The sequence below is a fragment of the Comamonas sp. GW821-FHT11H03 genome, from assembly GCF_058807955.1.
Window position 1 is genome coordinate 75,241 of the sequence record NZ_JBXARF010000001.1, and the last position, 19,105, is coordinate 94,345.

Here is a 19,105-nt window from a genome sequence, read left to right on the forward strand (position 1 = left end):
GCCGTGGCCTCTGGAGCCACGGCGGCAGCTATTGCGGCAACGCCGCCTACTTGGACAGATCGAGCTGATATTTGCTCATGCCCTTGCCTGAGCCGTCATCGGCCGCGAGCACGGACACGCCCGACAGGCCTGCGTCCTGGGCCACGCTCAAGGCATTGGTGCCGGAGCTGAACACCACCGGGCCGGCCGTCGTCACCTTGGTAAAGCGCCAGCTCTTGGCTGCGCCATTGGCCGCTCTGGTGATCTGCGGGTTCTTGCGCACGTACTCGATCACCACATCGCGGTTCGCATCGGGCGAAGCCCAGATGGCCGACGAGCCGTCGAGCTTGGGGATGAAGCTGGCACCGCTGGTGGCACGGTAGTTATTGGTGGCGATCACAAACTCCTGCGCCGTATCCATGGGCTTGCCCAGATAGCTCAGGTTCTTGATGCGGCTGCCCTGCGGCTGGGTCACATCGATCTCGTACTGCACATCGGCGGTGGTGAACATGTCGAAGTTGTAGCCCGGGAAGCTGCTGATCAAGGGCTGCTCGGTCGTCTTGTTCACATCGATCTGGTTGAAGCGCTTGGCTGCCGCTTCCAGCCAGCTCTTGATGTCGGCGCCGTTGACCTTCACCGCATACACGGTGTTCGGATACAGGTACAGGTCGGCCGCGTTGTAGATGGCCAGCGGGCCGGCTGCCACGTCGGTGAAGTCCTTGCCGCCCTGAAAACCGGATTTGAACGGTGCGCTCACCGACAACACGGGCAGGCTGGCGTACTGCGGCAGATTGGTTTTGATGTAGTTGGCCACGTAGGCCTGCTGGGCCTGGTTGACGATCTGGATGGCACCGGGGTCGCCCACATCGGCAAACAGCGTGCTCATGCGGAAGTCAGTGCTGCCAATGGGCGTCTTCACGTAGCTGATGGCTGCCTGATGCTGTGCCTCGATCAGCGGCGCGACGGCCGGGTCGGCATCCACAAACACCGTGGCACCTGCTGCATCCTTGTTCTGGATGTTGCGCAGTTCGCTCTTGCTGCCGGTCTTGGCCACACTCCACTTCTTGCCATCCCATTGCAGCGGCAGCTGGATCACGCCCAGCGCCTTGCCCCAGGAGCTGGCCATGACCGCAGGCACGCCGTTGATGGTGCCAGCCTGGTTGTCCACACCGCTTTGGCTGTAGGCAGGCTTGGCCGACAGATCGGGGAAAACGCTGTGCTGATGGCCCATGACCATGGCATCGATACCCGCCACCTTGGACAGATACAGGCCGGGGTTCTCCATCGTGGCCGAATAGGCCGAGCCGTCCAGACCGCCATGCAGCAGCGCCACCACTACATCGGCGCCCTTGGCGCGCAACTCTGGCACGTATTTGCCGGCAGCCTCCACCGCGCCCTCGGTGTAGACCTTGCCTTCAAGATAGCGCTTGTCCCAGTTCATGATGCCCGGCGTGGTGAAGCCGATCACGCCGATCTTGATGGGCAGCTTGACTTCCTTGCCATCGCTGCCCTTGGCCACCATGGTGCGCTCCAGCACGGCATAGGGCTGAACCAGCGGCTTCTTGGTCTTGCTGCTGTAGACGTTGGCCAGTACGGCCGGATAGCCGCTGCCCGCGCATTTCTGGCTGGCATCCACGCCATCCACATCCATGCCTCCGCCCAGCACCTGGTTGAGAAAGGGCAGGCCGTAGTTGAATTCGTGATTGCCCAGCGTGCCCGCGTCAAAGCTCAACGCGCCCATGGCCTTGTACATGGACAGCTGCTGCGTGCAGGGTATGGGCTTTACCTCGGCCTCGTAGTCAGCCAGGGCCGTGCCCTGGATGGTGTCGCCGTTGTCCACCAGCAGCGTGTTGGCAAATTCCTTGCGAGCCGCACGGATCAGCGTGGCCGTGCGCTCGAAGCCATAGGTCTTGTCTTCGGCCAGCTTGAAATAGTCATAGCTGCGCACATTGAAGTGCAGATCCGTGGTCTCCAGAACGGCCAGCGTCGCCGTGGCAGGCTGCGCGCTGACAGGCGTTGTGCTGCTGTCGTCGCTGCCGCCGCAGGCAGCCAGCAATGCTGCACAGCCCACTGCCGTCAGCACATGGCGGCGTGGCTGCAATGCCGAGAAGAAACCGCCCGAGCGCAGCTTTGCGCCAGGCAAATCGAAATCCTGCATGGTTGACCCTGCTTGTTGAAAAACAGGCAGTCTCTACAGGGCTTTTTACAGCGTCATGAAGGAAATTTGACGCTTTGAAGTTGGACTCAGGAACTCAGGCGCCGCGATTGCGCATCCAGTCCGCCGTGTTCATGAAGCTGGCCTTGAGGCGCGTGCGCAAGGCCTCGGGTACTTCGGTCTCGCCCATGGCCTGATCCATGCAGGCCACCCACTGGTCGCGCTCCTGGATGCCGATGGAAAACGGCATATGACGCATGCGCAGACGCGGATGACCGAAACGATCCTGGTAATAGTCGGGGCCGCCCAGCCAGCCGCAGAGAAACCAGAACAGCTTCTGGCGCGCGTCGTCGAGCGTGCTGCCATGGGCGGCGCGCAGCTCCTTGTAGCCAGGCTCCAGATCCATGAGGTCATAGAAACGGGCAACCAACTGCTGGACTTTGTCTTCGCCACCTATCCATTCGTAGGGGGTGTCAAACGGGGGCTTTTCTTCAATCTGCATGTGTAGCGGCTTTGCGAGTCAGTCCCGATTGTCGGACATGCGGCATGTCCGTACCCGAGCGCAGGAATGCGAAAACGCCAACGGCCGTCAGCACGGTCACGCCGGCCAACACATCGAGCAAGCTGGAAAAGGCCAGGCCATAGGCCTTGAGCAGCTCTGCGGCTGATGCGCCTTGCATCAGCGCCAGTGCTGCCTGCATATTGCCGGTGACCAGCATCTGGGCCACGGCCGAGCCATGCTGCATGGACGGCCAGATGGCCGTCAGCTCCCGCGCCAGCAGCGCTGCCAGCACCGCCCCGACCACGGCCAGGGCAATGCCTTCGCCAGCCACACGCACGGTGCTGAAGATGCCCGTGGCCATGCCGGCACGCTCGCGCGGCACCACCGCCACGGCCAGCCCGTCCATTAGCCCCCAGGGCAGTCCTATGCCCAGACCGATCAGCAGCAGCGGTGTGGCCATCTGCCCCAGGTCCGAGCCGGGCGCGCAGCGGCCCAGCCACAGCAAGCCCATGGCACAGACCAGCAGCCCTGCCCCACAGAGCAAGGCTGCCGACAGCCAGCGTGAGAGCCAGCCCGCCAGCAGTGGTACGAACAGCATGGGCAGCGACAGCACGAACATGCGCTGCCCGGCCGCGAACGGCGCCAGACCTTCCACGCCGATAAAGCGCAGCGGCAGCAGCACCAGCAGCACCACGAAGGCATAGGCAGGCGCTGCAGCCAGCAGCTGCACGCCGACAAAGCGCGGATAGCGGAACAGCGACAGGTCCAGCATGGGATGGGAGCTGCGTCGCTCGATCTGCACAAAGGCCGCTGCCGCCAGCAGGGCTGCCGCCAGGGGCAGCCATGTGCGGCCATGCAACCAGCCTGTTTCCGGGACTTGCAGCATGCCCCAGGTCAACAGCGCCAGCGCCAGCGTGAACGACAGTGCACCTGGCAGGTCCAGCCGCTGCGCCTGCGGATTACGGGACTCCGGCATATGGCGCAGGCCCAGCAGCAGCGCAGCGAATGCCGCAGCGGCTGCGCTGAGCAGCACGCTGCGCCAGCCCCAGCTCTGCAGCAACCAGCCCGACAGCAAGGGTCCGAAGGCCAGCCCAACACCAAAGGAGGCACCTACGAAACTGAAGGCCCGGGTACGCCTGGCACCATCGTAGGCCTGGGCCAGGCCTGCTGTGCCTGCCGCCAGTGCCGCGGCCGCACCCAGCCCCTGCAGCGCCCGCAGCAAATTGAAGCCGATGATGGCCTCCTTGCCTTGCAGGCAGACCTGCAGCAGCACGCTGCCAACCACTACGGCAAGTCCCGCCAGAAACACACGCCGCCGCCCGTAAATGTCTGCCAGTGCGCCTGCCGCCATCAGCGTGGCACCGAAACTCAGCATGAAGGCATTGGTGACCCAGTTCAGCGCCAGAGGGCTGCCGCCCAGCGCCTCGCGCAGCGCCGGCAGTGCCACGGCCGGCCCGGTAAAGCTCAGCGGCATGGCCACAGCGGCCAGGCAGACCGACAGCAGCACCCAGGCAGGCGATGCGCGGCGGGCGAAAACAGGAAGATCCGCCTGCGGGCGGGATGGGGAAGTGGGGCAAGACATGGAGGGCTGGCGTCGTGAATCAATCAGACATGAACGATAAAAGCGCTCCAATGAAACGAAAATAGCTTTGAAACTCCCCACAATCCCAACCAAAGGTTGCCAATGACCATGGACAGCTTCAGCGGACTTGAGTCCTTTGTGCGTGCCGCCGATCTCCTGAGCTTTGCCGAGGCCGGCCGCGCACTCGGCATCTCGGCCTCGGCCGTTGGCAAGAACGTGGCGCGTCTGGAGCAGCAACTCGGCCTGCGCCTGTTCCATCGCACCACACGCCAGGTGCGCCTGACGCAGGAAGGCACTCTGTTTCACGAGCGCTGCCGGCGCATCCTCGACGAGCTGCACGATGCACGCGCTGCCATGCAGGCCGCCGCCCAAGCGCCGCGTGGCCGGCTGCGCGTGAGCCTGCCCACCATCGGCTACCGTTTTCTGCTGCCCGTGCTGCCCGAATTCCAGGCCCGCTATCCCGAGGTCGAGCTGGATCTGGACTTCAACGACCATCTGGTCGACGTCGTAGAGGCCGGCCTCGATGTGGTCATCCGCAGCGGCGAGCTGGCCGACTCGCGGCTGGTGGCACGCCGACTGGGGCCGTTTCGCTTCATTCTGGCGGCCTCGCCGGCCTATCTGAGCGAGCGCGGCGTGCCGCTGACGCCGGCCGACCTTGCCGGACACGCCAGCCTGCGCTATCGATTTCTTAACAGCGGCAAGCTCGAGGAATGGACGCTGCCCGGGCTGCCGGCCATGCCCATCGCCCTGGTCTGCAACAATATGGAAGCCATGCTGGGCGCGGCCGTCTCAGGCCTGGGTCTGGCCTATATGCCCGACTTCCTGGCCCGCGACGCACTGGCGCGCGGCGAGCTCCAGCAGGTCCTGGCGCAGCAACTCACCCATAGCGGGCAGTTCTCGGCACTCTGGCCCTCCAGCCGCCAGCTCTCGCCCAAGGTCCGGGCTTTTGTGGACTTTGCAAGCGAGCGGCTGTTCAAGGGCTAGCCTTATTCCGCCGCCTGGCGCAGCGTGATCATCACCGGGCGGCTGACCACCTCGCGCAACGCCCACCAGCCGGCCAGCCAGGCCAGCAATGCGCCCGCCAGCGCACCCACCAGCGGTACCCACCAGAGCACATTCCATTCAAAATCGAACACCCAGCGCGCCAGCGCCCAGCCCACGGCCAGGGCCACGCAACTGGCCAGAAAGCCGGCCATCAGGCCCACTCCGGCCAGCTCGGCGCTTTGCACCTGCTGCAGCAGGCCCGATCTGGCACCCACGGCACGCATGATGGCGTACTCGCGCGCTCTTTCCTCGCGCGTGCCGGTGACGGAGGCAAACAGCACGACCAGCCCTGCCACCAGCGTGAAGCCGAACAGAAACTCCACGGCACGTATGACCTGGTCCATCACCTGCTGCACCTGGGCCAGCGTGCTGCTCAGATCGACATTGGTGATGTTGGGAAATTCATTGACCAGCGCATTGTCAAAGCCCTTGACGTCGGGCGCGCGATAGGCCGCCAGGTAGGTCACGGCCACGTTCTCCAGATGCTGCACGGGGTAGATCACAAAGAAGTTGGCGCGCATGGAACTCCAGTCCACCTTGCGCAGGCTGGTGATGCGGGCCTCGCTCTCCTCGCCGCCGATATCGAAGCGCAGCGTGTCGCCCAGCTTCAGATCCAGGGTCTTGGCAATGCCTTCTTCCATGCTGATCGCGCCCTGCTCGCCCGCCTGCCAGCGGCCGCCCACGATCTGGTTGTGATCCGGCATGGTTTCGGCAGTGGAGATATTGAACTCCCGGTCCACCAGGCGCTTGGCACGATCTTCCTCATAGTCATCGGGGCTGACGGCCTTGCCGTTGACGGCGATCAGCCGGCCGCGAATCATGGGATACCAGTCATAGCTGTGCACGCCGGCCTTTTTCAGCGCGGCCTGAAAGTCCTGCGCCTGATCGGGCTGGACATTGATGACAAAGCGATCGGGCGCATTGGCCGGCGTGGCCTTGCGCCAGCTGGCAATCAGATCGGTGCGCAGCAGCACCAGCAACACCAAAGCCAGCAGCCCCACGGCCAGCGAGCTGACCTGTACCACGGCATACACGGGTTTGGCCGAGACCTGGCGCGTGGCCATGACCAGCCAGCGCGGCGCCGTGCTCTCATTGACCACCTGCCGCAGCAGCTTGACGGCCAGCCAGGCCAGGCCCGCGAACAACAGCACGGCGACGGCAAAGCCGCCCACGGCAATCAGGCCCAGCTTGATGTCGCGGCTGGCGACCATCAACAAGGCCGCAAAACCCGTAACACCCACACCCAGCACCAGCCACGATGCTGGCTTGAGCGCTCCCAGATCGCGCCGCATCACGCGCAGCGGCGGCACCTGCGCCAGTTGCAGCACGGGCGGCAGGCCAAAAGCCAGCAACAGGGTCAGCCCCATGCCCATGCCGAACAATGCGGGCCACAGGCTGGCCGCAGGCAGGGCGGACTCGACCAGTCCGGCCAGCAGCCAGACAAACACATGGTGCACCGCCCAGCCCAGCAGCACGCCGGCCGCGCTGGCGGCCAGGGCAATGCTCACGAACTCCACGACATAGGCCAGGGCAATACGGCGCTGGCTCTGGCCAAGCACGCGCAGCATGGCCGAGGCATCGAGATGGCTGTTGGCAAAGGCGCGCGCGGCCAGTGCCACGGCCACGGCCGAGAGCAGTGCCGAGAGCAGCGCCACCAGACTCAGGAATTTCTCGGCCCTGTCCAGGGTCTGGCGCATTTCGGGGCGGCCGCTTTCCAGCGATTCCACACGCACGCCATGCAGGCTCTTGGCCAGCTCCTGCGCCCAGCCCAGATAGTCTTGCGCGGCCCGTTCTGCACCGCGCCCTGCGTCTGCCTGCGCAGCCACGGCCAATCGATAGGTGATGCGGCTGGCCGGCTGCACCAGGCGCGTGGCGGGCAGGTCGGCGCTGTTGATCATCACGCGCGGGGCAAAGCTCATGAAACCCGCGCCACGATCAGGCTCGATGGCAATGATGTGTGAGATATGAAAGCTGGCATCGCCCAGCAGCAATCGGTCGCCGAGCTTCAGGCCCAGTGCCTCCAGCAGCGGCGCATCCACCCAGGCATGGCCGCTTTCGGGAATCGCCCGGACTTCCAGGTCTGGCTGGCCCGGCCCCTGATTCAGGTGCAGCACGCCGCGCAACGGGTAGCCGGGGTCCACACTTTTGAGCGCCACCAGACGGCTGGCACCGCCCTGCTCCTGGGCGGCCCGTGCCATGGTCGGAAAGCTGGCCGTGGCCACGGTCTGCAGCCCCTGCTGCTGTGCCTGCTGCACAAAAGCCGTGGGGGCGGGATTGTCGCTGACCACCACCACATCGCCGCCCAGCAACTGACGGGCGTCGCGCTGCAGGCCGGCCTGCAGGCGGTCGGCAAAAAAGCCCACCGAGCTCAGTGCCGCCACGGCCAGCAGCACAGCCACGATGATCAGGCGCAGCTCGCCAGCGCGCAGATCGCGCCAAAGATTGCGCAGACCCAGAATCCAGACAGATGATGCTTGCATGGTCTGCACGATAGCGCAGCAGCCTGCTGCCATGCCCAAACTGCATGGCAATGCCCTGCTTGAGCGGGACGATAATCGGTGCCTTCAGACGGAGACCAGAACGTGGAAGTGATCTTGGTGGTGGCCCTGGGGGCTGCAGTGGCAGGCTTTGTGCAGGGGCTGTCGGGCTTTGCCTTCGGCATGGTGGCCATGTCGTTCTGGGCCTGGGTGCTGGAGCCGCAACTGGCCGCCGTGCTCTCGGTGTTCGGCTCTCTGACGGGGCAGATCATTGCGGCCTTCACCGTGCGCCGCGAATTTCACTGGAAGTCGCTGCTGCCGTTTATCGCCGGCGGTCTGGCCGGCATTCCCATGGGCGTGGCCGTGATGCCGCATCTCAATATGGACTGGTTCAAGTTCGGCCTGGGCTGTCTGCTGGTGCTGTGGTGCCCCACCATGCTGCTCAGCGCTCACCTGCCCCGGCTGACGCTGGGCGGTGGCCTGCTGGCCCGCCTGAGCGATGCGGTCGCGGGCCTGATCGGCGGCGCCATGGGCGGGCTGGGCGGCTTCAGCGGCACCGTGCCCACCCTGTGGTGCACGCTGCGCGGCTTTGAGCGCCATGTGCAGCGCACGGTAATCCAGAACTTCAACCTCTCGGTGCTGGCCGTCACCATGGCCAGCTATCTGGCAACTGGCCTGGTCAAGCCCGCCATGTGGCCGTCGTTTGCCGTGGTGCTGCCCGCAGTGCTGGTGCCCGTGATCTTCGGCACCCGCGTCTACAAAGGCGTGAGCGATGCCCGCTTTCGCCAGATCGTGCTGAGCCTGCTGACTTGCTCGGGCATCGCCATGCTGGCGGCGTCCGTGCCGCGGCTGTTCCTTGCACCGTAACGTAAAACTGCCTACGGCAAGGCTGATCGCAAGCCACTACCATCTGCGGCATGAATGCCGCGCCTACCGCCCCCACACCTGAACTGACCGCCTTTGCCCACGCCATCCCCAAGATGGAGTTGCACTGTCACCTGCTGGGCACGGTCAGAAAAAACACCTTCATCGAACTGGTGCAGCGCGCCAAGGCGCCGCTGACTGCCGAAGAGATCGAGGCTTTCTACACGCGCGGCGAAAAGCCCGTGGGCGTGCTGCGCGTGCTGCGTGCACTCGATGAGTGGCTGCTGCAGACGCCGGCCGACCTGGAGCGCATTACCTATGAATATCTGCAGGATGCCGCTGCCCACCATGTCCGCTATGCCGAATTCTTCTGGAACCCCACGGGCACGGTGCAGTGTTCGGGCATGAGCTATGCCGCCGCCCAGCAAGCCATCCTGGCCGGCGCCGCAGCGGCGCAAAAGGATTGCGGCATACGCGGCCGCCTGGTGCCGTCCATCGACCGCGAAGCCCCGGCCGAGGCCGCCGTGCAGATGGTGCAATGGATGCTGGACAACCGCCATGACGATGTGCCCGGCATCGGCATCGACTACCGTGAAAACGAGCGCCCGCCCGAGCTGTTTGCCGAGGCCTATGCGCTGGCTCGTCGCAACGGCCTCAAGACCACGGCCCATGCCAGCGAATTCGGCCTGCCCTGGAACAATCTGCAAACGGCCATCGAGACTCTCAAGGTGGACCGCGTCGACCATGGCTACACCGTCATCGACAACCCGGAGCTGGCCCGGCGCTGTGCCGATCTGGGCATTGTGTTCACCGTGGTGCCGACCAATTCCTACTATCTGCGCACGCTGGCACCCGAGCGCTGGGCGCTGGACCACCCGATCCGCAAAATGCCATCCATGGGCATTCGCATCCACCCCAACACCGACGACCCCACGCTTCACCATGTGAACCCTACAGGGGCCTGGACCAAGATGGTCAGCGACTTTGGTTTTTCGATGGCCGACCTCAAGGACTTCATGCTCAACGGCATCGATGCGGCCTGGATAGACGAGAGCGAAAAGCGCAGCCTGCGCCAGCAGTGGAGCGACGAGTTCGATGCATTGAGCAGCACACAGCACTTCTGATCAAACATCGCCGCATCACTTGTCCATCAAGCGCTCTCAGCTATCAAAATCAATTCAGGCAGGCAAAACACCCGCCTTCTCACTTACCGACCATCTGCCCTATGCCGTCAGACAAGCCCGCCAGCCTTGAAGAGATTCAGGCCTCCATTGCCAAACTCAGAGTCACCGAACAGCAGCTCGAAGCCACTGCGCAGAAGTACGAAAGCAAGATGCAAAGCTCAAGGAAATGGAACTATCTTGCCGTCGCCATGGCCGTGGTGGTATGCGCCGTGGCCTGGATCAACCAGGCCTCGCCCTGGCTGCGCTGGGGCGTGCTGCCCGTGGTGCTCTTCATGGTGCTGTTCTTTGAAGGCATGCGCCGCCTGCTGGGCGTGACCATGCAAAGCAGCATGCGCCAGCTCAAGACCCAGATCCGCACACTGGAAACCAGGATGGCCGAGGTACAAGCAGCCACGGCGAAAGATCAGCCATGACTGCTGCCAGACCCGTTCGCGTTCTGATGGTCTGCACCGGCAATATCTGCCGCAGTCCCACTGCCCACGGTGTGCTGGAAAAAATGGTGGCGGATGCGGGTCTGCAGCATCTGGTGCAGGTGGACTCCGCCGGCACGCACGGCTATCACGTTGGCGAGGCCCCCGATGCCCGCAGCCAGCAACATGCACGACGCCGGGGCTATGACCTCAGCGAGCAGCGTGCGCGGCAGCTGACAAAGCAGGATTTTGACGCTTTCGATCTGGTGCTGGTGATGGACAGCGCCAACGAAGTCGCTGCGCGCCGCATCGCCACGCCCGCCCAGCAGCAGCGCATGAAGCGGCTGACCGACTACTGCCAGCGCTTTGACGAGCCCGAAGTGCCTGACCCCTACTATGGCGGCGACAGCGGCTTCGAGCATGTGCTCGATCTGGTGGAAGATGCCTGCCGGAATCTGCTGCAAGCCATCGCCCAGAATCGCCAGACCTGAACGGAGCTCTCCATGGATTTGCCGAAATTTCGTCTCAGCCCCAATGCCTATGCGCTGGATCTGTTTGTGGCCGAAAGCGGTATCTGCTCCTGCTGCGGCCAAGCGCGTGAGCTCAAGTACAACAGCTCGTTTTACAGCCTCGAAGAGCCGGACTATCTCTGCCCCTGGTGCATTGCCGACGGCAGCGCGGCCAGGCACTATGAGGGCGAATTCAACGACTACCTGGGCATTGAAGGCGTGAGCGCCGATCCCGATGAACCGGACAGCATCGTCATGGATCGCGTGCTGCTGCAGGAAGTCTGCGAACGCACGCCCAGCTATCACAGCTGGCAGCAGGAGCAATGGCTGGTGCATTGCGATGAGCCCTGCGCCTTTGTGGGCTACACCGACCATACCGAAATCAAGCAGCTGGAGCAGGAGTTGCAAGCCGATATTGCCAACATGCCAGAGCGCTATCTGCAAGCCATCAGCAAGACCGGTGATCCGGTGGGCGGCTACCTGTTTCGCTGCGTGAAGTGCGGCACGCACCGGCTGCACACCGATTGCAGCTAAAGCATGGGCACAGATAGCCTGCAGGTGGAATCCAGCCACCATATCGACGCCAGTGAGCCCGATGCCGAGGGCTTTTACGAGTACTACTACGAATACGACATCTACTGCTTTACGCTGGGCGGCCTGAGCCTGGTGGTGCGCAGCTACAGTGACACCAGCGCGCAGGCCAGCGTGCTGCGACTGGAAGAAGCTGGCAAGTCACGCCCGCTGCAGCCTGAGGATCTGAAAAGGCCTCTTGTCCAACAGACGCGGGAGCATCTCCAAAGCCTGGGCAAGCGGGATCTGCGCTGGTTCAACCCAAAATATGCGCGATACGATCCGCTTTGAGCAAGCCGCTGAAGCACTCAGGCCATGAAGACGCACATTCACCATTTCGTGTGCCCATGGCCTGCCGGAAAAAGCGGGTCCCTACCGACCTGCAGCCACACTCCAGACAGATCTAGCTGCTGCATGTACAAGGCTCCAGGCCCCTATATGCCTATGGACTTGCACAAACCAGGATGCTCCAAGAGGGTTTGCCTGAGGCAAAGCGCTTGCTTGAGTCTCGTTTGCGCAAGTCGCGATTTGCAAGCTCAGCCTTGCGTTCGGGCTGGCAGTACCGTACCCCGGCATTCGCCGAAGCCGATGCGGCGCGCGCCTGCACCTTCGCAGTAGGCGCGCAGCACGACGGTATCGCCGTCTTCCAGAAAGCCCCGCGTTTCGCCGTTCGACAGCGTGATGCGGTTCTTGCCGCCCGTGGTCAACTCCAGCAAAGAGCCGCTCTGCGCCAGGGTCGGCCCCGACAGCGTGCCCGACCCCAGCAGGTCACCCGCGCGCAGCGCGCAGCCGTTGACGGTGTGGTGGGCCACGAGCTGCGCCACGGTCCAGTACGCGGCCTCGGCGAAGTTGGAGCGGCTGATCACATCACCCGCATGACCCTCTCGGGCCATGCGCGCCGTCTGCAGCACCACTTCCATCTGGATAGCGATGGCGCCGCGCGTGCGGTTGTCGGCAGAGTCCAGGTATGGGAGCGGATCGGGGTCGCCTTCAGGACGGCTGAACGGCTGGCGAAATGGCTCCAGTGCCTCCATCGTCACCATCCAGGGCGAGACCGTGCTGGCGAAGTTCTTGGACAGGAAAGGACCCAGCGGCTGGTATTCCCAGGCCTGGATGTCGCGTGCGCTCCAGTCGTTGAACAGCGTGATGCCGAAAACATGTTGCTCGGCCTCCCTCATGGACACAGGCACGCCCTGGGCGTTGGGCTGGCCAATGAAAATGCCCAGCTCCAGCTCGATGTCCAGCCGCGCACAGGGTGCCAGCACGGGCTGGGCCGCATCGGGCGCCTTGGACTGCCCCATGGGTCGATGGAAGGACGAGCCGCTGGCCTGCAGCGTGGAGGCACGGCCGTGATAGCCGATGGGCACCCATTTGTAATTGGGCAGCAGCGGGTTGTCGGGGCGGAACTGGCGGCCGATTTCGGAGGCGTGGTGGATGCCGACGTAGAAGTCGGTGTAGTCACCCACCTCGCAGGGCAGGCCCAGCTCGACTGCAGACTGGGGCAGCAGCGCTGGCTCCCATGCCGACTGCTTGGTACTGCCCTCGCGCAAGCCTTCGGAAAGCGCCTGGCGCAGCGCCTGGCGCTCTTGCCGCGTGGCTTGCATCAAGCGGTGCATGTCCGCATGGTCGATCAGGCCGGCAGTGCGCAGATCCAGCACCTGGTTGCCGATGGCGACGCCGATACGCCAGCCGCTGTCGCCCACCGTGCGGAAGCGGCCGAAGGGCAGGTTCTGGATGGGGAAGTCGCAACCCGCAGCGTTGGCCGAGACCACCCAGCTCTGGAGCTGGGGGTTCAAGGTCTCATTCAGGACCGCGCTCATTGCTGGAACTCCCTCTCGTGCAGGAAAGCCGCATGCTTGGGCGCACGCTTGGTCTTGCTCCAGTCTTCGAGCATGTCCCATTTCACGGCATCAAGCCTCTTGATCATGGCTTCCTCGTCCGGGTCGGGGCAGGCCAGTTCGATGCGGTGGCCATTGGGGTCGAAGAAGTAGATGGAGTGGAATGCACCGTGATCGGTCACGCCCAGCACGTCAACGCCGTTGGCCTCCAGGTGAGCCTTGAACTCCAGCAGCTCGGCCCGATCCTTCACGCGGAAGGCGATGTGCTGCACCCAGGCCGGCGTGTTCGGGTCGCGGCACATGGGCGGCTGGGTGGGCAGCTCGAAAAAGGCCAGCACATTGCCGTTGCCAGCGTCCATGAAGATGTGCATATACGGGTCGGGCGCCTTGGTCGATGGCACCTGATCCTCGGCAATAGCCAGCACGAAGTCCATCTTCAGCATCTGGCTGTACCAGAGCACGGTTTCCTTGGCGTCCCTGCAGCGGTAGGCCACGTGATGGATGCGGTCGATCTTCATGGTGCTCATTCCTTGGCGGTATCGAGCACGCCGCGGTTGATCTGGTCGCGTTCCATGGACTCGAACAGCGCCTTGAAATTGCCCTCGCCGAAGCCTTCGCGGTAGTTGCCCTTGCGCTCGATGAATTCGAAGAACACGGGGCCCAACAGCGGCTCGGAGAAGATCTGCAACAGCAGGCGTGGCTGGCCGCCTTCGGTGGTTCCATCCAGCAAGATGCCACGCGACTGCAGCTCGCCCACCGGCTGGCCGTGGCCGGGCAGGCGCTTGGCGAGGTTCTCGTAATAGATGTCGTTGGGCGCAGTCAGCAGCGGAATGCCGGCCATCTGCAGGCTGTCGATGGCCGTGGGCAGGTCTTCGCACAACAGCGCGATGTGCTGTATGCCCTCGCCGTTGAACTTCATCAGGAATTCCTCGATCTGGCCACCGCCCTGCTTGGCTTCTTCGTTCAGAGGAATGCGGATCAGGCCGTCAGGCGCAGTCATGGCCTTGGAGGTCAGGCCCGTGTACTCGCCCTGGATGTCGAAGTAGCGGATTTCCTGGAAGTTGAACAGCTTGTTGTAGAAGTCGGCCCAGTAGGCCATGCGGCCACGGTAGACGTTGTGCGTGAGGTGATCGACGAGCTGGAAGCCGTGACCCTTGGGATTGCGGTCCACACCGGGCAGAAACTCGAAATCGATGTCGTAGATGGACTTGCCGTCTTCGTAGCGGTCGATCAGGTACAGCGGCGCACCACCAATGCCCTTGATGGCGGGCAGGCGCAGTTCCATGGGGCCGGTGGGAATGTGCACGGGCTGCGCGCCCAGCTCCAGCGCGCGCTTGTAGGCCTTGTGCGCATCCTTGACACGGAAGGCCAGGCCGCAGGCACTGGGGCCGTGCTCGGCCGTGAAATAGGCTGCCTGACTCTTGGGCTCGCGGTTGATGATGAAATTGATGCCACCCTGGCGATACAGCACCACGTCCTTGGAACGATGCTTGGCCACCAGCGTGAAGCCCAGCTTCTCGAACAACGGCTCCAGCACGCCGTCGGCAGGCGAGGCGAACTCGACGAACTCAAAGCCGCACAGGCCCATGGGGTTTTCGAACAAATCGGTCATGACGAGGTTTCCTGCAAAAAAATGAAATGGATACGACTTACGCAAATCAGGCTCAGGCAAGACGTTTACCCCATGGGCATGCCTCTTATGCACCCTTGTTTGCGTAAGTCCTGATGGATGATGGCGCGATCAGACTGCTTTATCCAGTGCCTGGACTTCGATCTCAACGCCAACGCCAAAAACCAGCTGTGCCTGCACCAGGCTGCGCACTGGGTAACTGCCTTCCTTGAAATAGCTGGCGTAGACCTTGTTGAAGGCATCGAAATGAGCCAGGTCGCTGAGCCAGATATTGGCCTTCACCACGTCGTCCAGCGAGCTGCCCACTGCCTCCAGCCGCGCCGCGATGGCCTTGAGCACGGCATGTGTCTGCTCTTCGATGGGGCCGGTAAGCGGGCGCTTGTCCTCGCCGAAGGGGATCTGCCCCGACAGCATCAGAAAGCCGCCTGCACGGACTGCAGAAGAGAAGGGCATGCCGCCGGGCGCGGGATAGAAGGTTGCAGTGGAGTTCATCGAAGTGCTCTCAAGGTTCAGGGGTTACAACAGGCTGGCGCAAAGGTCTGCGCAAGCCCTCATTCACACGACTTGCGCAAATCAGGTTCGGACAAGAGCTTTTCCTCAAAAAACAGTCCTGCCGCATCCTTGTTTGCGTAAGCCCTCATTCAATCAAACCGCAGTCTGCACCAGCCCAACGGGCTGGCGAAAAACCATGCGGTACATGGCATAGACCGCCAGCACCCACACCGGAATGGCATAGGCAGAGGCACGTACTCCGGGCGTGAGCAGCATCACGACCACCACCAGCACCATGGCTGCCAGACAGATGTAGTTGGTCAGCGGGAACAGCGGCGCCTTGAAGCTGCGCGGCGTGCCCTTGGCGTCATGCAGCTTGCGGTAGTTCAGGTGCGAAATGATGATGATGGTCCAGATAATCACCAACGCCGCCGTGATCAACGAGATCAGCAGCTCGATCACTCCGGCAGGCGCCACATAGTTCAGCACCACGCAGAAGGCAGTGACGATGCCGGGGTAGACGATGGCCTTCACGGGCACACCGCGTTTGTTGACTTCACCCAGCGACTTGGGGGCGTTGCCTTCCTGGGCCATGCCATACAGCAGACGGCTGGAGCTGTAGACCATGCTGTTGTAGACCGACAGCGTAGCGGTGAGGATCACGAAATTCAGCATATGCGCGGCCAGATGCTCGCCCATGCCCGAGAACACCAACACAAAGGGACTGCTGCTGTAGGTGCCGCCACCGGCCTTGAGCTGGGCCACCAGATCAGTCCAGGGCGTCAGCGACAGCAGCACGGCCATCGAGCCCACATAAAACAGCAGCACGCGCACCATGAGCTGGTTGATCGCCTTGGGAATGACCTTGCGAGGCTCTTCGGTTTCTGCAGCGGCAAAGCCCAGCATTTCCACGCCGCCGAAGGCGAACATGATGAAGGCAAAGGCCATGAACAGACCCTTGAAGCCGTTCGGCAGGAAACCGCCTTGCGTCCACAGGTTGCTGATCGTCTGCGTGGGGTTGTGTGTGGTGGACAGCAGGTAGATGCCGGTGGCGATCATCGCCACCACGGCCACGATCTTGATCAGCGCGAACCAGAACTCAAACTCGCCATAAGCCTTGACGTTGATGAAGTTCACGCCGTTGATAAGCACAAAGCAAACGGCTGCCGTCACCCAGACCGGGATATCGGGCCACCAGAACTGGATGAACTTGCCCACTGCGGTCAGCTCCAGCATGCCCACCAGCACATAGAGGGCCACGCAGTTCCAGCCCGACAGGAAACCGGCAAAGCGCCCCACGTAGCGGTTGGCGAAATAGCTGAACGAACCAGCAGAGGGCTCCTCGACCAGCATCTCGCCCAAGAAACGCATGATGAAGAAGATCAGCAGGCCGCCGATGGTATAGCCCAGCAACACGCCAGGGCCGGCCAGCTCGATGATGCCGGCCGAGCCCAGAAACAGCCCGGTGCCTATGGTGCCGCCCAGCGCAATCAACTGGATATGGCGGTTCTTGAGCTTGCGCTCCAGATGCCCGTTGGAAGAAGGGGTATGCATGGTTTGTCTCCTGTTATCTATATCTACCTATGCGGATCCGAAAGGTGCTTACTGCTCGGCCCGGCCACGCCACATATCCCATGCCAGCGTGAGTCCCACGCCGACATCGCGCAGCGGGCGCGGCGGGATGTAGTTGGCAGTGCCCTCGACGAGGAAGTCGTCGATCAGCGGGTTCTTGCGACCCAGCGCCAGGTCGGCGATCAGCATGCCGGCGGCGGTGTGGCGCACGATGCCCGAGCCGTTGCAGCAGGACGCTGCCCAGGCGTTGTCGCCAATCCGGCCAAAGGCGGGCGCATGGTTGTGCGAGACCGCCAGCCAGCCCATCCAGAAATGCTCGAGCTCGATGGCCCCGAGTTGTGGAAAGCGGCGGCGCAGCAGCGCCTGGTTCATGGCCCTGGCCTTGGCGCGGCGCCCGTCAGTGGTGCGCAGGCTGGGTGAATACTCGAACCCCTGGCGGATCATCAGCCGCCGGTCGTGCGTCAGACGTACCGTGGAGCCCGCCACGCCATGCGCGGGCGTCACGCCCCAGGCGGCATCCGTTCCCAGCTGGGCGATCTGGGCATCGCTGAGCGGGTGAGTCAGGCTGGCGAACAGCAAAATCGGTACCTGGCGCTCCTGGTAGACGCCAAATGACTGCGAGAACGCATTGACGGCCAGAATGACCTTGCGCGCACGGATGCTGCCCTGGGCCGTGCGGACAAAGGGAGCCGCGCCTTCGAGCTTCGCCTCGATGACCGGCGAGTTCTCGAACAGCTGCACCTGGGACGGCAGGCTGTCGGCCAGACCACGCACCAGCGCCGCGGGATTCATGAGGCGCGTGCCCGGCGTGTAGACGGCTGCCGCGTAGTAGTTGGAGCCTATGCGTTGGCGCAGCGCATCACGGTCCAGATATTCATGGGGCTCCTGCCAGGCATCCAGATTGCGTGCATAGGGCTTGAGCGACTTCTGCGCCACCTCCTCCGTCACTGCCACGTGGTAGCGGCCGCGCTTTTGCCAGCCGCAGGAGATGCTGTGCTCAGTCACTGCCCGCTCCAGCGCATCCACGGCAAAGCGGTTGACGCGGATCACGCTGCGGCCCGCCTCCACGGCGGCGTCCGATGGCGCCGAGCTGTGCGGCAGATCGATCGCGAAGCCGGAGTTGCGGCCCGAGGCATTCTCCCCCACCACGCCCGCATCCACCACGGCGATGGAAGCATCAGGTTGCTGTTGTGCCAGCTGGCGTGCTGCCGCCAGCCCCGCATAGCCAGCGCCCACGATGACCCAGTCCACCGCCACATCGCCCTGCAGCGGCGCCTTCGGCTGACGAGTTCCCAGCAGCGCGCTCCATCCATTGGTGCGGTCGTCGGCGGGAAGGCGGTAAACAGAGCGTGACATGGCGGATTCCAATAACAGCCCTCGGAAGCTGACTAGCTCTCCAAGGTCGCTGATGAACAACAATGGAGGCGGAGTCTAAAACATAAAACATTAAACGTTTAATCTTTATTCATCATGGATTACCCGAGGGTGAAGTTACCCAGACAGGCCCATCCAGCCATCAGTGCCGGAGCGTGTAGCATCTGGTGTGGTGCGTCATCGACGCCTTATGAATCACACACGCAACCCATGAATCAAACAGGAAGCAAAACCGCCCCCCGCCGTACCCAGGCAGAACGCAGTCAGACCACGCAGCGCAAGATCATCAAATCCGCCATACGGCTGCTACAGAAAGTTGGGTTTCAGCAAACCAATCTGCAGGAAATTGCGCGTGGCGCCAAAGTCACGCTGGGGGCGGTGCAGCACCAGTTCGGCAGCCGCCAGGCGCTGATGGAGCAGGTGGTCGATGAAATCATGGCGCCGCTGGCGGCTGCGGGCGCAGGTTGGCCCGAAGATGCCGCGCAGCTGCCGCTGGAGCCGCGCGCTCGCGAATTCGTGCGCAGGGCCTGGCAAAGCCTTTATGCCCAACCCAGCTATGTGGCGACCTGGAGCATGTTTTTCGGCTGCAAGAGCACGCCGCTATTCGAGCGCATCAACGCGCACCGATCCCAATATGACCCCGCCTCCTTCGAACACTTCGTGGAGGTTTTCCCGGAAATCGCCGAGCGCCATCCTCAGCCCAGCCACTTTGCATCTGTGGTGTTTGCCGCGCTGCGAGGCCTGGCCGTCATGCGCCTGTTCGAGATTGACGATGCAGCAGCCGAACATCAGTTGGAGGTGGTCTCCCAGATGATCGTGAATGCAGGCACGATCAAACAGGCTTGATCCGCAGGCAGCAGCGGCTTGGGCACCCTGAACAAGCCAGGCCCATATTCAGTCAAAGCGGCTTGAGACGATTTCTG

At 63.2% G+C, this 19,105-nt stretch carries 18 protein-coding genes; 8 read left to right on the plus strand and 10 right to left on the minus strand.

What is annotated here, in order from left to right; all coding sequences use genetic code 11:
* Nucleotides 1–46 precede the first annotated feature (46 nt).
* The 3 genes from AC1RTQ_RS00340 to AC1RTQ_RS00350 form a co-directional block, all read right to left on the minus strand.
* Nucleotides 47–2,137, minus strand: a complete 2,091-nt coding sequence (locus AC1RTQ_RS00340; protein ID WP_492873568.1) for a bifunctional 2',3'-cyclic-nucleotide 2'-phosphodiesterase/3'-nucleotidase — start codon at nt 2,135–2,137, stop codon at nt 47–49.
* 94 nt (nt 2,138–2,231) lie between these two features.
* Nucleotides 2,232–2,636 carry a group II truncated hemoglobin gene (locus AC1RTQ_RS00345; RefSeq protein WP_003052030.1) on the minus strand — a complete coding sequence of 135 codons (405 nt, stop codon included), beginning with the start codon at nt 2,634–2,636 and terminating at the stop codon, nt 2,232–2,234.
* Nucleotides 2,626–4,110 carry an MFS transporter gene (locus AC1RTQ_RS00350; RefSeq protein ID WP_409815026.1) on the minus strand — a complete coding sequence of 495 codons (1,485 nt, stop codon included), beginning with the start codon at nt 4,108–4,110 and terminating at the stop codon, nt 2,626–2,628. Before AC1RTQ_RS00350 ends, AC1RTQ_RS00345 begins: the two co-directional genes overlap by 11 nt.
* Nucleotides 4,111–4,326: 216 nt before the next feature.
* Here AC1RTQ_RS00350 and AC1RTQ_RS00355 point away from each other — a divergent pair, with 216 nt between their 5' ends.
* Nucleotides 4,327–5,202 carry a LysR family transcriptional regulator gene (locus AC1RTQ_RS00355; RefSeq protein ID WP_492873570.1) on the plus strand — a complete coding sequence of 292 codons (876 nt, stop codon included), beginning with the start codon at nt 4,327–4,329 and terminating at the stop codon, nt 5,200–5,202.
* A 2-nt stretch (nt 5,203–5,204) separates the two neighbouring features.
* On the opposite strand, the gene AC1RTQ_RS00360 is transcribed toward AC1RTQ_RS00355, so the two are convergent.
* The gene (locus AC1RTQ_RS00360) at nt 5,205–7,775 is read right to left on the minus strand and encodes an ABC transporter permease (RefSeq protein WP_492873571.1); all 2,571 of its coding nucleotides are present in this window, start codon (nt 7,773–7,775) and stop codon (nt 5,205–5,207) included.
* 45 nt (nt 7,776–7,820) lie between these two features.
* On the opposite strand from AC1RTQ_RS00360, the gene AC1RTQ_RS00365 reads away from it, so the two are divergent.
* From AC1RTQ_RS00365 to AC1RTQ_RS00390, 6 genes are all read left to right on the plus strand, one after another.
* Nucleotides 7,821–8,606, plus strand: coding sequence for a sulfite exporter TauE/SafE family protein (locus tag AC1RTQ_RS00365; RefSeq protein ID WP_492873573.1), 786 nt, complete (start codon nt 7,821–7,823; stop codon nt 8,604–8,606).
* A gap of 50 nt (nt 8,607–8,656) precedes the next feature.
* A complete protein-coding gene (locus AC1RTQ_RS00370) occupies nt 8,657–9,727 on the plus strand; it encodes an adenosine deaminase family protein (RefSeq protein WP_492873574.1) in 1,071 nt (356 codons plus the stop codon).
* Between the two features lie 101 nt (nt 9,728–9,828).
* A complete protein-coding gene (locus AC1RTQ_RS00375) occupies nt 9,829–10,200 on the plus strand; it encodes a hypothetical protein (protein WP_492873576.1) in 372 nt (123 codons plus the stop codon).
* Nucleotides 10,197–10,688 (plus strand): low molecular weight protein-tyrosine-phosphatase, encoded by a 492-nt coding sequence (locus tag AC1RTQ_RS00380; protein WP_492873577.1) that lies wholly within the window; start codon nt 10,197–10,199, stop codon nt 10,686–10,688. The genes AC1RTQ_RS00375 and AC1RTQ_RS00380 overlap by 4 nt, the downstream gene beginning before the upstream one ends.
* Nucleotides 10,689–10,700: 12 nt before the next feature.
* Nucleotides 10,701–11,240: a CbrC family protein gene (locus AC1RTQ_RS00385; RefSeq protein ID WP_492873579.1), complete on the plus strand. Its 540-nt coding sequence runs from the start codon at nt 10,701–10,703 to the stop codon at nt 11,238–11,240.
* Between the two features lie 3 nt (nt 11,241–11,243).
* Nucleotides 11,244–11,567 carry a hypothetical protein gene (locus AC1RTQ_RS00390; protein WP_492873581.1) on the plus strand — a complete coding sequence of 108 codons (324 nt, stop codon included), beginning with the start codon at nt 11,244–11,246 and terminating at the stop codon, nt 11,565–11,567.
* 245 nt (nt 11,568–11,812) lie between these two features.
* Here AC1RTQ_RS00390 and fahA read toward each other — a convergent pair whose 3' ends face one another.
* The 6 genes from fahA to AC1RTQ_RS00420 all read right to left on the minus strand — a co-directional run bounded on the left by fahA (nt 11,813) and on the right by AC1RTQ_RS00420 (nt 18,164).
* Nucleotides 11,813–13,096, minus strand: a complete 1,284-nt coding sequence (fahA, locus tag AC1RTQ_RS00395; protein WP_492873582.1) for a fumarylacetoacetase — start codon at nt 13,094–13,096, stop codon at nt 11,813–11,815.
* Nucleotides 13,093–13,632, minus strand: a complete 540-nt coding sequence (locus AC1RTQ_RS00400; protein WP_492873584.1) for a VOC family protein — start codon at nt 13,630–13,632, stop codon at nt 13,093–13,095. Before AC1RTQ_RS00400 ends, fahA begins: the two co-directional genes overlap by 4 nt.
* A 5-nt stretch (nt 13,633–13,637) precedes the next feature.
* The gene (gene hppD, locus AC1RTQ_RS00405) at nt 13,638–14,726 is read right to left on the minus strand and encodes a 4-hydroxyphenylpyruvate dioxygenase (RefSeq protein ID WP_492873585.1); all 1,089 of its coding nucleotides are present in this window, start codon (nt 14,724–14,726) and stop codon (nt 13,638–13,640) included.
* 129 nt (nt 14,727–14,855) lie between these two features.
* Nucleotides 14,856–15,236: a RidA family protein gene (locus tag AC1RTQ_RS00410; protein ID WP_003072751.1), complete on the minus strand. Its 381-nt coding sequence runs from the start codon at nt 15,234–15,236 to the stop codon at nt 14,856–14,858.
* 153 nt (nt 15,237–15,389) lie between these two features.
* Complete coding sequence (locus AC1RTQ_RS00415) at nt 15,390–16,790, minus strand: amino acid permease (RefSeq protein WP_492873587.1); 1,401 nt, start codon at nt 16,788–16,790, stop codon at nt 15,390–15,392.
* 48 nt (nt 16,791–16,838) lie between these two features.
* Complete coding sequence (locus tag AC1RTQ_RS00420; RefSeq protein WP_304350546.1) at nt 16,839–18,164, minus strand: NAD(P)/FAD-dependent oxidoreductase; 1,326 nt, start codon at nt 18,162–18,164, stop codon at nt 16,839–16,841.
* Nucleotides 18,165–18,392: 228 nt separating this feature from the next.
* Here AC1RTQ_RS00420 and AC1RTQ_RS00425 point away from each other — a divergent pair, with 228 nt between their 5' ends.
* A complete protein-coding gene (locus AC1RTQ_RS00425) occupies nt 18,393–19,028 on the plus strand; it encodes a TetR/AcrR family transcriptional regulator (protein ID WP_304350547.1) in 636 nt (211 codons plus the stop codon).
* The last annotated feature ends 77 nt before the right edge of the window (nt 19,029–19,105 follow it).